Annotated in this window: 12 protein-coding genes and 1 other RNA gene; all 13 read right to left on the bottom strand. The window is 30.5% G+C overall.

Translation table 11 applies throughout. From position 1 onward, the window contains the following. Nucleotides 1–18: 18 nt before the first annotated feature. Nucleotides 19–236, bottom strand: a non-coding RNA gene (gene ssrS, locus CRN98_RS03585) — 6S RNA. A gap of 74 nt (nt 237–310) precedes the next feature. Further along, entirely contained in the window at nt 311–2,095 is a 1,785-nt protein-coding gene (gene aspS, locus CRN98_RS03580) for an aspartate--tRNA ligase (RefSeq protein ID WP_097026056.1), read from the bottom strand. Nucleotides 2,096–2,190: 95 nt separating this feature from the next. After that, on the bottom strand, nt 2,191–3,621 hold the full coding sequence (locus tag CRN98_RS03575; protein WP_097026055.1) for a coproporphyrinogen III oxidase: 1,431 nt from the start codon (nt 3,619–3,621) through the stop codon (nt 2,191–2,193). 20 nt (nt 3,622–3,641) lie between these two features. Continuing rightward, nucleotides 3,642–4,247 carry an MBL fold metallo-hydrolase gene (locus CRN98_RS03570; RefSeq protein WP_097026054.1) on the bottom strand — a complete coding sequence of 202 codons (606 nt, stop codon included), beginning with the start codon at nt 4,245–4,247 and terminating at the stop codon, nt 3,642–3,644. Between the two features lie 17 nt (nt 4,248–4,264). Beyond that, entirely contained in the window at nt 4,265–4,714 is a 450-nt protein-coding gene (gene dtd / locus CRN98_RS03565) for a D-aminoacyl-tRNA deacylase (protein ID WP_097026053.1), read from the bottom strand. Between the two features lie 11 nt (nt 4,715–4,725). Further along, nucleotides 4,726–6,915, bottom strand: coding sequence for a RelA/SpoT family protein (locus tag CRN98_RS03560; protein WP_097026052.1), 2,190 nt, complete (start codon nt 6,913–6,915; stop codon nt 4,726–4,728). A gap of 169 nt (nt 6,916–7,084) precedes the next feature. Then, nucleotides 7,085–7,603 (bottom strand): adenine phosphoribosyltransferase, encoded by a 519-nt coding sequence (locus CRN98_RS03555; protein ID WP_097026051.1) that lies wholly within the window; start codon nt 7,601–7,603, stop codon nt 7,085–7,087. Between the two features lie 195 nt (nt 7,604–7,798). Beyond that, nucleotides 7,799–8,653 carry a DHH family phosphoesterase gene (locus tag CRN98_RS03550; RefSeq protein ID WP_097026050.1) on the bottom strand — a complete coding sequence of 285 codons (855 nt, stop codon included), beginning with the start codon at nt 8,651–8,653 and terminating at the stop codon, nt 7,799–7,801. A gap of 128 nt (nt 8,654–8,781) precedes the next feature. Further along, on the bottom strand, nt 8,782–9,657 hold the full coding sequence (gene secF / locus CRN98_RS03545) for a protein translocase subunit SecF (protein WP_097026049.1): 876 nt from the start codon (nt 9,655–9,657) through the stop codon (nt 8,782–8,784). Then, a complete protein-coding gene (gene secD, locus CRN98_RS03540) occupies nt 9,658–10,923 on the bottom strand; it encodes a protein translocase subunit SecD (protein WP_097026048.1) in 1,266 nt (421 codons plus the stop codon). It lies immediately after the preceding gene. 635 nt (nt 10,924–11,558) lie between these two features. Beyond that, nucleotides 11,559–12,926, bottom strand: coding sequence for a thioether cross-link-forming SCIFF peptide maturase (gene scfB, locus CRN98_RS03535; protein WP_097026047.1), 1,368 nt, complete (start codon nt 12,924–12,926; stop codon nt 11,559–11,561). 55 nt (nt 12,927–12,981) lie between these two features. Further along, nucleotides 12,982–13,119 (bottom strand): six-cysteine ranthipeptide SCIFF, encoded by a 138-nt coding sequence (scfA, locus tag CRN98_RS03530; RefSeq protein WP_035308289.1) that lies wholly within the window; start codon nt 13,117–13,119, stop codon nt 12,982–12,984. 69 nt (nt 13,120–13,188) lie between these two features. Beyond that, complete coding sequence (locus CRN98_RS03525) at nt 13,189–13,557, bottom strand: TIGR04086 family membrane protein (RefSeq protein WP_097026046.1); 369 nt, start codon at nt 13,555–13,557, stop codon at nt 13,189–13,191. Nucleotides 13,558–13,586: the final 29 nt, after the last annotated feature.

Raw genomic sequence — 13,586 nt, 5'->3', positions numbered from 1 at the left:
AAGCTTTATTTGTTTATTAAAAATCCCGCCATACCGTTATGTAAGCTATTGTTGAACCTGCCTAAGCAGGTGGGCATCACCTTTTTGCTTCTTGTTCTCAAGTATATAAACTTAATCTTAATATATTTATTAATCATTAAGTTTGACTTAAGCATCATTCCACAAAAAGAGTTAGATTCCCGTTCAAAAATATGTTGGCTCAATATTAACTCACTTCACGCACACAGCAGGATCTTTATTTAATTATCTGTTTCTATAATATTATTATACTCCATTTTAAAGCTTTTTATTAGAATTTATTAAAACTTTTTTATGAATTTTTTATTATTTCTATTCCTAGTTCCCCTAGCTGTTCTTCATCTACTACATTAGGAGCTTCTGACATTGGACAATATGCATTTTGATTCTTAGGGAATGCAATTACATCCTTTATATTTTCAGTCTCAGCAAGGAACATTGTCATTCTATCAAATCCAAATGCTAATCCGCCATGTGGTGGTGGGCCATATTTAAATGCTTCAAGTAAGAATCCAAATCTCTCCCAAGCTTTTTCTTTAGTCAATCCAATAGCATTAAACATTTTTTCTTGCAGACTTGAGTCATGTATTCTTATACTTCCTCCACCTAGTTCTTCTCCATTTAGCACCATGTCATAAGCTTTAGCTCTTACTTTACCTGGATCACTATCTAAATACTGAATATCTTCATCCATTAGTGCTGTAAATGGATGATGTTCTGCTTCCCATCTATCTTCTTCATCGTTATATGAAACTAATGGGAATTCTGTAACCCATGCAAATCTATATTCTTTATTATCCTTTAAAATCTCAAGCTCTTTAGCAACATGTAATCTTAATTGTCCAAGACTTTGGAAAACAATCTTATCTTTAGCATCTGAAACTATTAATATAAGGTCTCCTACTTTAGCGTTCATTGTGTCTAAAATAGCCTTTAGTTCGTCTTCAGATAAAAACTTAGATATTGGAGACTTTATTTCATCTTGTTTATAAGCAATCCATGCTAAGCCCTTAGCTTTAAATCCTTTAACAAATTCAGTTAACTTATCTAACTGCTTTCTTCCCATATCTGCTGAGTTTTCTACTTTAATAGCTCTAACAGAACCACCATTTTCTATAGCATCCTTAAACACTTTAAATTCAGACGTTTTAACTACATCAGTTAAATTGTTAATTTCCATTCCAAATCTTAAATCTGGTTTGTCACTTCCGTACTTTTCCATAGCTATTTTATAAGGCATTCTTTCCATTGGAAGCTTAACATCTATTCCCTTTACAGTTTTAAACACATGCTGAATTAATCTTTCAGTTAAACTCATAATGTCATCAGCTTCTACAAAAGACATTTCTAAGTCTACCTGAGTAAATTCTGGCTGTCTATTTGCTCTTAAATCTTCATCTCTAAAGCATTTTGCTATTTGGAAGTACTTATCATAGCCAGATACCATTAAAAGCTGCTTAAATATCTGTGGTGACTGTGGTAAAGCATAAAACATTCCTGGATAGTTTCTACTTGGTACTAAGTAATCTCTTGCACCTTCTGGTGTGCTCTTAGTAAGTATTGGAGTTTCCATTTCAAGGAAACCTTCTCCATCCATAAAATCTCTTACCGCTTTAGCTGCCTTATGTCTTATCATTAAGATTTTCTGCATATCTGGTCTTCTTAAGTCTAAATATCTATATTTTAATCTTATATTTTCACCTGCATCTAGATTTTCCTTTATATATATTGGAGGAGTTTCTGATTCTGATAAAATCTTTATACTTTCTCCCTTTAATTCAACCATACCAGTTGGTATTGTTTCATTTGCAGATTCTCTTTTTACTAAGCTGCCAGTTATTGCTATACAATACTCTGATCTAACTGTATCTGCCTTTTCAAAAGCTTCTTTATTTATTTCTTCTCCAAAAACTACTTGAAGGATTCCTGTTCTATCTCTTAAATCAACGAATATTAATCCTCCTAAGTTTCTTTTTCTTTGTACCCAACCCATTACAGTAAATTTATTACCTATATGGGATTCTCTTAATTCGCCACACATTATGGTTCTTTTTAATCCTTTTAATGCTTCTCCCATTTGTTTTCCTCCTCATACTAATCCGAAATTAGTAATTAAAATTTATATTAAAATATCAGGGACAATTATGTCTCTTATATCAAATAGTTTATAAATTAATATAGTTCCTCTAACATGCTTATCTTTTTTTCAATTAGCTCTTCTATACGATTATAATATTCTCTTATATCCTTTAAATTTGGGGCTCTCTCAATTCTATTTTCATCTAAAAATACAATTTTTGTAATAGCATCTGCTCCCATTGCAATTATGGTTTGTCTTTCCTCTATCATTTGTATATTATAAGGGCTTTCCTTATCAGGTAATGAATACCCTATATTTTCCATATTACCAAACATGTTCTTTTGTCTATACATATAATATGGTTCCATGCCTAAATTCTCTGCTAATTTAACGGTTTCATCATGCATTCCTATTAGTTCATCTAGCTCTACAAGATTAAGGGTTTGCTTTAAATTTTCTTGAAGCTTTGACCCTTTTTTAACAGACATACCATGTACCGTTAAACTATCAGGCTTCAATTTAAGTATTTCACTACAAGTTTTTTTCATATGTACTAATCTTTCACCTGGAAGTCCAACTATTAAATCCATATTTATGTTATCAAAGCCCATGCTTCTCGCTAAGTTAAACTTTTCAACAACATCCTGTGAAGTATGATTTCTTCCTATAAGCTTTAAAGTCTCATCATTCATAGTTTGTGGGTTTATACTTATACGAGTAGCCTTATATCTTCTCATAGTATCCAATTTTTCAAAAGTTATGCTGTCAGGTCTTCCGCATTCTACTGTAAATTCTTTTATATTGTTTTTATATATAAACTTATTATATATATTTTTCATTATTTGTTCAAACTGATCATTATTTACAGATGTAGGAGTTCCCCCTCCAAAGTACACATTTTCTATTACTAAACTCTTTTTATTTATAAATTCACTTATTTTCTCAATTTCATATATTAATGCTTCTAAATATGGCTCTACTAGTTTATTACATCCTTTAATTGGATTAGATGCAAAGGAACAATATAAACATCTTGTAGGGCAAAATGGCATTCCTATATAAACCGATATATTCTTACTTGATTTATTTACTATATCTTTTTCTCGCTTAGCTATCTTGATGCATAACTCTGCTTTTTCTTTACTAGCTAAGTAACGGTTTTCATAATATTTAATTATTTCATCATAACTTTTACCTTCATTCATAAGTGCAAGTGCTATTTTACTTGGTCTTATTCCAATAAGAGTGCCCCAGGGAAAACTTTTACCTGTCTTTAAACTTAAAAACAGGTAAAGGTGATTTTTTATTACTTCCTTTTTCGTAAATTCACTTTTTAAGTTAAATTCATCCTTATTAAGTTCATCCTGTATAATTACTAAATCTTCACTAACATTTATATCTATATTTAAATCATAGGAATCACTACTATTAAAATTTATTTCGCTAAAAGGATAAAATATATTTACTATTTGATATATTTCATATCTATAGGCTAATTCATTTAAATTTATATTTATTTTCATTTTACTGAGATGCTTCCTTCCTATAAAAATGGATTATACACCTTTTCAGTTTTTATAGTGGTTTCAGGGCCATGTCCTGGTAAAACTATAGTTTCATCTGGTAAGGTTAAAAGCTTAGTTTTTATACTATCAATTATTGTATCAAAATCTCCACCTGTAAAATCTGTTCTTCCTATAGAGCTTTGGAAAAGAGTATCTCCTGTAAATACTACATTATCTATAAGAAAACACATTCCTCCTTCTGAGTGGCCTGGTGTCTCAATACACTTAAGTCTCATATTACCTATATCAAAAGTATCATTTTCTTTTATTTTAATATCTGCAGCTCCACAATTTTGAGGATTCCCAAACATGTATCCTCCATTCATAATTAAATACTCATCTTTTTCATTTATACATACAGGTATTTTATATAAATTTCTAAGTTCTGCTACTGCCCCTGTATGATCAATATGTCCATGAGTAATAAATATATATTTTGGATTTGCTTCAAGTTTACTTATAGAATACTTTATGCTTGAATAATCATCACCTGGATCTATTATTAGTGCATCTTTTGTATTTTCATCCATTACAATGTATGAGTTAGCTGCATATGCACCTACTGGTATTCTTGAAATCTTCATATTCATACACTCCTATATTAAAAATTTTTTTTACTGTCCAAAATTATAGTTACAGGTCCATCATTTTCAATTGTAACCTTCATATCTGCCCCAAATTCTCCAGTTTCCACATTTCCTAACACTTCTTTACACTCTTTTATAAATTCCTCATAAAACTTTTTAGCTTCTTCTCCACCTAGTGCTTCTATAAAACTTGGTCTCTTTCCCTTTCTACAGTCGCCATATAATGTAAATTGAGAAATAACTAAAAGTTCGCCTGATACATCTATAAGAGATTTATTCATTTTACCTTCTTCATCTTCGAATATTCTTAAGTTTAATATCTTATCTTTTAAGTATTTTATGTCATCTATAGAATCTTCTTTTGACACACCTAGTAAAACATTAAGTCCTTTATTAATACTTCCTATTATTTTTCCATCTACTTCTACTTTAGAAAATTTAACTCTTTGAACTACTGCTCTCAAATCATCACCCTCTAATTTTTTGTTCTATAAACTTCCATCACACCATTTATCTTCTTAATTTTTTTTATTAATTCCTTTAATTGTTCTATATCCAAAATCTTAAGTTTTATATTTACAAAAGCTAATTTATCTTTAGTAGTTTTTGCATTTATAGCATATAAATGTGCCTTTGATTTCGAAATAATATCCATTATCTCAGTTAAAACTCCGTCTCTATCCTCAGCTTTTATATGAATTTCTGCAATATATGATAAAGCCTTAGCATTTCCCCAACTTACATCTACTAGCTTACCCTCCAAGTCACTCATAAGATTTTCAACATTTTTGCAATCTTTTCTATGTATCGATACGCCTCTGCCCTTAGTAATATAACCTACTATTTCATCTCCAGGTACTGGGTTGCAGCATTTAGAAACCCTAACTAAAAGATTGCTTACTCCTTTTACTATGATTCCCATATCTGCTGACTTTTTCTTAATTATCTTTTCATCATGTTGCTTTAAATTTTTACCTAAAGAAGCATTTATCACTTCTTCATTACTAATAGATGTTTTATGCCCCTTTTCATACTGTTCCTTTATCTTAGATACCAAAGAAGATGAACTAATATCTCCTACTCCTACTCCTGCATATATATCATCTATGCCATTAAAGTTATATCTTTTTAAAATTGCAGATAATATTTCCCCTTTAGCTATTTCGCCAAAGTTATACCCCTGCTTTTTAGCTTCTCTTTCTAAAAGTTCTTTTCCCTTGCTAATATTTTCTTCTCTTTTTGCCTTTTTGAACCAAGCTCTTATTTTACTTTTTGCTTGATTGCTTTTTACTATGTTAAGCCAAGCTATATTAGGTCCTTTTGAATTTGATGCTGTTACAATTTCTATAATCTCTCCAGTTTTAAGCTTATAATCCAAAGGCACCATCTTCCCATTAACCTTAGCTCCTATGCACTTATTTCCTATATCAGTATGTATCTTATAAGCAAAATCAATAGGCGTTGCATGACTTGGTAAGTCTATAACTGCTCCCTTTGGAGTAAATACAAACACTTCATCGGAAAACAAATCTATTTTAAACCCTTCCATAAATTCAGCTGCATCAGAAGTTTCTCTTTGCCATTCTAAAATATCTCGAAGCCAAGATAACTTTAAATCCATGTTAGTACTAGGATTTTTATTTTCTTTATACTTCCAGTGAGCAGCAATACCATATTCAGCTGTTTTATGCATTTCAAAAGTTCTTATCTGTATTTCAAATGGCTTTCCCTGTGGACCTATTACTGTGGAATGTAAGGATTGATAAAGATTAGGTTTTGGCATAGCAATATAATCTTTAAATCTACCTGGAATTGGCTTATACATAGTATGCACGATTCCAAGTGCTGCATAGCAATCTCTCACACTATCTACTAATATTCTAACTGCTGTCAAATCAAAAATTTGTTCTAAAGTTTTGTTCTTATTTACCATTTTTCTGTAAATACTATAAAAATGCTTAGGGCGTCCCTCTATTTCAGATTCAATACCTGTTCTTTCGAGATTTTCCTTAAGCGATTTTGTTATCATTTCTATGTATGCTTCTCTTTCAGCTCTTTTTTCTGCAATTTTTTTTACCAAATCATAATATTCGTTAGGATTTATGTATCTAAAAGCCAAATCTTCCAGTTCCCATTTTATCTTTGAAATCCCTAGACGATGAGCAAGTGGTGCATATATATCAAAAGTTTCTTTTGCCTTTTCCTTTTGCTTTTCTACAGTCATGTATCTTAGGGTTCTCATATTATGTAATCTATCCGCTAACTTTATAAGTATAACTCTTACATCACGAGCCATAGCTAAGAGCATCTTTCTTACATTATCCGCCTGCTGTTCTTCCTTTGTTTTATATTGAATTTTCCCAAGTTTAGTAACACCTTCTACTAAATCTGCTACTTCTTTACTAAATTCTTTTTCTAAATATGCATATCCATACTCGGTATCTTCAATTACATCATGAAGAAGCCCTGCAACAATCGTACTGGTATCTAATCCCATTTCAGCAAGTATTCCTGCCACTTCTATCGGATGAATAATATAAGGCTCTCCAGACTCTCTTTTTTGATCATTATGTGCATTGAAAGCAAAATTATATGCCTTTTTTATAAGTTCTATATCATAATTTATACAATTTTTTTCTACTTGATTTAACAGTTTTTCCAGCATATTTTACTCCCCTAAAATCAAAGGCTGGTTTAACTAACCAGCCATCTTATTTTACTTACCATTATATACTATTTGGTATAGACTTTCAAACTTTTATTTTTGTATAACTTATAGAAATCTTTGACTCATTATAAGTTAACATATCTGAATTTATTTGATATGTACTTCCTTATATATCATACTCAACAAGAGACATTATATCATATTTTTCAAGTTTCTTTCTTCCATGTAATTCAGTAAGTTCAATAACAAAATCCATAGCTACTACTTCTCCGCCTAATGTTTCTACAAGCTTTGCTACAGACTGTATAGTTCCTCCTGTTGCAAGTAAGTCATCAACAATAGCTACTCTTTGACCTGGCTTTATAGAACCCTTATGAGCTTCTAATATATCTGTTCCATATTCTAAATCATAACTAACACTTACAGTTTCGCAAGGTAACTTACCCTTCTTTCTTACAGGAACAAACCCAACCCCTAAAGCATACGCTATAGGTGCTCCAAATAAAAAGCCTCTGGCTTCTGGTCCTACTACCACATCTACATTTTTATTTTTAAGATGCTTAGCAATAATATCTACAGTATATTTAAAAGCTTCTTTATCATCAAGTATTGTTGTTACATCTTTAAAACTAATACCTTCCTTTGGAAATCCTTCTACAATACGAATCTTTTCCTTTAAATCCATTACTTTTTCCCCCTACAACTAAATATATGCTCCTTCTTAGCATTTATTATTATATATTAAATTATGATAGATATTCAATATAATAACATAATCTCAAAAATATTTATTACAAATCAACACATGTCAAGTCATTGAGATGTTTCATGCATAATTTATAGAAATTTATAATTTCCTTATAAATTAGCACATCTCGAGTCATTGAGATGTTTCATTTTTAAGGTACTTAGCAATTTGTAAAGCACGATCACTGTTACTTGTAGTAAATAATTCTACTGCTATACGTGCATTGTCGAGCCCCCTTGAACTATTCCAAAATGGCATAAGACTGTTTGCAAGATTATATGAATTATTTATGTTTACATATTTCATTTTATGCAAACTCATGAGAGCTTTTAGTCCATAATTATTTGTATAATTCATGTGATAAATTCCCTCATCTATAATAATCTTATTTTCACCTACATAAGGAACATTACGAGCTATAGATCCAAGCATAACTAAATCTAAATATTTACTTACACTCTTCATTTGATAATAAGACGAAATTGCCTGTACCAATTTATATGCCACTGCTGCACTTGAAAGCTCCTTAAAAGGATAATTGCAATCTATTTGATTTGGATTTATTACTATGGTTTTAGGAACAGTAGCTTTAACATGGTGGCTATCAGTAATTATTACATCTATGCCTAGCTTTTTACATAACTCTACTTGACTATAAGAATTTATACCACATCCGGCAGTTATAAGAAGATTTGCTCCTAAAAATTTTATGTGATTTTCAATGGTATTTGCATCTATATCAAAACTTCCATCGCTACCCTCTGATATAAAGTACTCTACATCAGCATTTAAGTATTTTAACACCAAAAAAAGCACAGACACAGCTGTTACACCATCCAAATCATAACAACCATATATAACTATTTTTTCTCTTTCATTAACAGCTTTAACTATTCTTCTCAAGACCTCCCCCATGCCCTTTAATAAAAATGGGTTATGTAAGGAGGAAAGCTTCTGTAGCCCAATATTGCAAATCTTTTTCTCCATAATAATATCCTCCAAAAAAGTAAAAAGCAATATATATTATAATTTAAAATATGAGATTTTACAAACATTTTCGAGGATTTTTTACAAATAAAAAAAAGCAGAGTTAAAATCACTCTGCTTTTTTCTATTTAAGCTTCTTTTATCTTTCTATTTTTTAGCATAACCCATACTGGACTTGCAATAAATATTGAAGAATATGCTCCACAAGCAATACCTATTGCTAATGGAAATGCAAATTCCCTCACAGATGGAACAAATATATATACTGACACTATAGTAATTAAAGTTGTTAAAGTTGTATTTATAGATCTAGACATAGTTTGAGTTATACTTATATTAGCCAATTCTTTACTATTAACTCTTCTCATTTTCTTAGTATTTTCTCTTATTCTGTCAAAAATAACAATAGTATCATTAATAGAGTAGCCCGCTATGGTAAGTATTGCAGCTATAAAGCTTGAATTTATAGGAATTTGAAATATTGCATAAACAGATACTGTTATTAATATATCATGTACTATAGCAAGTATTGCAGCTACCCCAAACTTAAATTCAAATCTTATTGCTACATAAATAAGCATTGCTATATTTGCTAACACAAATGCTAGCATTGCCTTTTGCCTTAATTCCTGTCCTACAGCAGGTCCTATTGTCTGCTGGGAAATCAAGTCTTTATCTTCCAACTTATATTTATCCTTTATATCTTTAAATAAAGGCTGTATTTCACTTTCATCTAATGAATTGCTTCTTATTTCTAACTGTGTCTCATTTTTTTCATTTACAGCAGTATTTGTTGTATAGTCATTTGCATATTTAGTAATTATATTTTCTACATCTTGTTTATTAAAATCCTTTTTCATGTTTATTTGAACTAAAGTACCGCCTTTAAAATCTATGCCATAATTTATCCCATTTTTTATAAAGAACGCCAATCCAGTTATCATTATAGCTAAGGAAATTACAAACAATATTTTGGATTTTTCAATAATTTTAAATGTCTTCATTTACTCCACCCTCCTTTTTACGCCAAAAGCTGATAAATTCTTTAGTAGTCCCATATCTACAGCAAGCTTTAAAAGATAATTAGTTACTATAATAGCTGTAAACATACTAAGAACTACACCTATCATCAAAGTGAGAGCAAAGCCTTTTACTGCACCTGACCCTAAGTTATATAAAACCAATCCTGATATAATAGTTGTTATATTTGAATCTAATATTGAAGAAAGAGCATTATGTGAACCTGTCTGTACAGCTGATTTTATTGATTTTCCATTTCTCAATTCTTCTCTTATTCTTTCAAATATAAGTACATTTGCATCTACTGCCATACCTATAGTTAATAAGAAACCTGCTATACCTGACAATGTCAAAGTAGCATTTATAGATACAAAAGTACCTAAAAGTAATACTATATAAAATACTAATGCTATATCTGCAATAAGTCCAGGTATTCTATAGTATAAAAGCATAAACAGTAATATCAACCCTATTCCTATTGCACCAGCCTTAATGCTCAATGGTAACGCATTAGCTCCAAGTGTTGCACCTACAGTTTTAACTTCTACAGGTTTTACCACAACAGGAAGAGCACCTGATTTGATAATACTTGCTTGTCTTTTTGCTTCTTCTAAGGATTTACTTCCCTCAATCATTCCTTTTCCATTAGGAATAACACTATTTACTGTAGGGTTTGTAAGCATCTCTTCATCCATATAAATTGCTATAGGCTGACCTATAAACTTTTTTGTAGCCTCTGCAAATTTTTTAGTTCCTTCGTCATTTAACTCAAAGCTTATTATAGGTTGATTAGTATCTGGATTAAGCTGTGCTACTGCATTCTTTACATCTTTACCTGTAAGTATTACCTTTTTATCTGGTCCTACAAATTTAAGTTCTCCAGTTTTTCCAACAGTATCTATAACTTCTTTAGCATTATATACTCCTGGAATTTCAATTCTTATTCTCTTTTGTCCTTCACGTGATACTACAGTTTCACTTACTCCAAGTTTATTTATTCTCATGGATAAAAGTTCTATAGTTCTTTCGATAGTATCATTATCTACATTTTCATCCTGTATTTCTTCTACTAAGGATACTCCACCTTGAAGGTCCAAACCTTTTTTAATAACTTCCGAAAAAGGTTTTATTCTATAACCCGAACCAAATATATTTTCTACTCCATAAGCTCCTGCATATGCTGCAAAGCCTATAAACAAAACAAAAATAATAAAAATTAGTGCACTTTTTCCTTTGTTGTTCTTCTTCATCTTTCTCCCCCTTACTTTACCACTTTATCCATTGTTAATTAGTGTACTACGGTTTAGACGTATTATTAAAAACTCATCTTACCCTTAGTTTATTTTATATTAAGTACTAATTTTTCACGTTCGACACATACAAAAATTATATAGCTTATGTAAATAATAGTCAACATATAAGGAAGTTGCGATATTTTAATATATTGTTAAATTCCATACTATGATTCAACATTAAAAATATCTTCATTTTAACACTTAATACACATAAAATCTTTTAAGGCGAGAGCCTGAGAATTATAAGAATCTGATGAATTGCAAATAAAATTTTTATGTACCAAGTCTTAAAATATTTTAGAAATTTAATTAGCTGAATTTCTTCATTTAGCAGGTATAGCTGATATTTTTTATGTTGAACATATAGTATGAGATTTGCATTGTAGAAAGCATTTAACAAGCATTAGAAGCTCTTTATTTCTGAATTTAAAGCACCGCTCGGAATTTTCTACTGTCTGAGCGACAGCGAGTTTAGAAAATTTAGGTGATTTAAATTCAGAAATATTAGAGCTTCTTTGCACAGTGAGCGCTTTCTTAAATGCAAATCTCATACGGTAGGTTCAACATTACTTTAAAATGTCGTAATATTTCTATTGTTCTTCCATAATTTTTGCTTTAAGTGCAATGGCACATTCTATTCTCTTCTTTTGCATTTCACAGCCTAACTCATAAGGAATATTCATGTCTTTATTAAAGTTGTAGTTATTTGCTTGACATCCACCGCTGCAGTAAAACCTTGCCCAGCAATCTAAGCACGTTGGTTTGTAGTAAATGTTTGCCTTTTTAAAATCATCTGATATTTTTTCATCTAAAGTGTCCTCAAAAATATTTCCCATTTTAAAATCTTCATTTCCTACAAATTGATGACAAGGGTATATATCTCCCGATGGAGTTATGGCTACATATTCATGCCCTGCTCCACAACCTGAAATTCTCTTATATACACAAGGTCCCCCTTGAAGATCTATATTAAAATGATAAAATTTAAAAGCATTACCTTCTTTATGTCTTCTTAACATTTCATCATAAAGTTTATCATATTGCTCAAATATTTTAGGTAAATCTTCTTTTCTTAAAGCAAGTTCATGCTCATCTGGAAGTACTACAGGCTCTATAGATATTTCATCAAACCCTTCTTTTGCAAGATGCATAACATCTTCAAAAAAATCAGGATTTTCATGAGTAAAAGTACCTCTTACATAATACTGTTTGTCCTTTGATCTTCTACTAACCATTTCTTTTATCTTAGGCAGTATTGTATCATAGCTTCCACTTTTATCTGCTCTCATTCTTACTTTATCATTTATTTCTTTTCTTCCATCAATACTTAGAACAATATTACCCATATTTTCATCTAAGTAATTCATTATCTCATCATTAAGTAAAGTAGCATTTGTAGTCATAGTAAATCTTATAGTTTTGTTATGTATTTTTTCCTGAGTTTTTGCATACTCAACAATTTCCTTTATAGCATCAAAGGCCATTAAAGGTTCTCCACCAAACAAATCAACTTCTATATGCTTTCTAGGTCCTGCATTTTTAATAACAAAGTCTATTGCCTTTTTTCCCACTTCTGGAGTCATTATACCCTTATGTCCTCTATATTCTCCTTCATCTGCAAAACAATATTTGCATCTTAAATTACAATCATGTACTATATTTAAGCATAAAGCTTTTATATAAGAAGTTCCTTCATAAGCCTTTAATCCTATATCTTTATATAAGTCCTTTGAGTAAAGAACTCCTTCTTCTACTAATTCTTTTAACTCTTCATAAGCTTCCTCTATATCTTCTTTGTTGTGCTTTTCTGCATATTCTGCTAAAAGCTCTTCTTTTTCTTTTATTCCATCTTCATCTAGTAAATCATATACAAGCTCGTCTACAATGTGTACTGCACCTGAATTAACATCTACAATATAATACTCACCATCTTGGATAAACTTATGAATATCAGCCAATTTATTTTCCTCCTAACTAAACTTAAAGCAGTAACCTTACGTTACTGCTTTTATATTAATTTTCGCATGCTAAATTTGCAACTGTACAAGAAGTTTTACATGCTGATTGGCATGAATTTGCACATTCTTTGCAACCTGGTTTTGCCAAGCTATTTTTTATATTTGTCTTGTTTATAGTTTTTATGTGTTTCATTACGTAATCCTCCATTCCCAAAAATATTTCTGTTTGATTATATCATATAATAATAAGAAAATAAAGTAACTAGGATAGATTTATTCCAAGCATACCAGATAAAGCCCCCACGCCCAAAGCAAGTAAGAATCTAATTAATCTGGTAGTTTCTATGATAGGTGGATTACCTGCGATAATAGATAATACATAAATTATAAGCATATATAATGCAGCTACTATAATACCAACTAGCCATCCCTTTTTATTTATCTTTCTTACGGAGTAAATTGTACCATACATTATGCTCAGAATAGTTACTGCTAAAAAGAACAATGAATTTGCCCCAGGGCTTAATTCCGAAAATGTCATAATTATAGCATACACAACCATTAAAGCTACTGTAAGTATGGTACTTCTAAGTAGCCCATCTCCTATTGGTAAAAAAGTACCTTTTTCCATATAAAAAACACCTCCTATTTAATATTATC

Origin of the sequence: Clostridium peptidivorans, from assembly GCF_900205925.1 — a bacterium.
GTDB classification, from domain to species: domain Bacteria; phylum Bacillota; class Clostridia; order Clostridiales; family Clostridiaceae; genus Clostridium_AK; species Clostridium_AK peptidivorans.
The sequence above is the reverse complement of the archived record's forward strand: the minus strand, read 5'-3'. Positions and strand labels throughout refer to the sequence as shown.

Coding starts and splice junctions, on each gene's coding strand:
- aspS (WP_097026056.1), bottom strand. CDS start 2,095: ATGGGAGAAGCATTAAAAGGATTAAAAAGAACCATAATGTGTGGCGAA.
- CRN98_RS03575 (WP_097026055.1), bottom strand. CDS start 3,621: ATGAAAATAAATATAAATTTAAATGAATTAGCCTATAGATATGAAATA.
- CRN98_RS03570 (WP_097026054.1), bottom strand. CDS start 4,247: ATGAAGATTTCAAGAATACCAGTAGGTGCATATGCAGCTAACTCATAC.
- CRN98_RS03560 (WP_097026052.1), bottom strand. CDS start 6,915: ATGCTGGAAAAACTGTTAAATCAAGTAGAAAAAAATTGTATAAATTAT.
- CRN98_RS03555 (WP_097026051.1), bottom strand. CDS start 7,603: ATGGATTTAAAGGAAAAGATTCGTATTGTAGAAGGATTTCCAAAGGAA.
- CRN98_RS03550 (WP_097026050.1), bottom strand. CDS start 8,653: ATGGAGAAAAAGATTTGCAATATTGGGCTACAGAAGCTTTCCTCCTTA.
- secF (WP_097026049.1), bottom strand. CDS start 9,657: ATGAAGACATTTAAAATTATTGAAAAATCCAAAATATTGTTTGTAATT.
- secD (WP_097026048.1), bottom strand. CDS start 10,923: ATGAAGAAGAACAACAAAGGAAAAAGTGCACTAATTTTTATTATTTTT.
- scfA (WP_035308289.1), bottom strand. CDS start 13,119: ATGAAACACATAAAAACTATAAACAAGACAAATATAAAAAATAGCTTG.
- CRN98_RS03525 (WP_097026046.1), bottom strand. CDS start 13,557: ATGGAAAAAGGTACTTTTTTACCAATAGGAGATGGGCTACTTAGAAGT.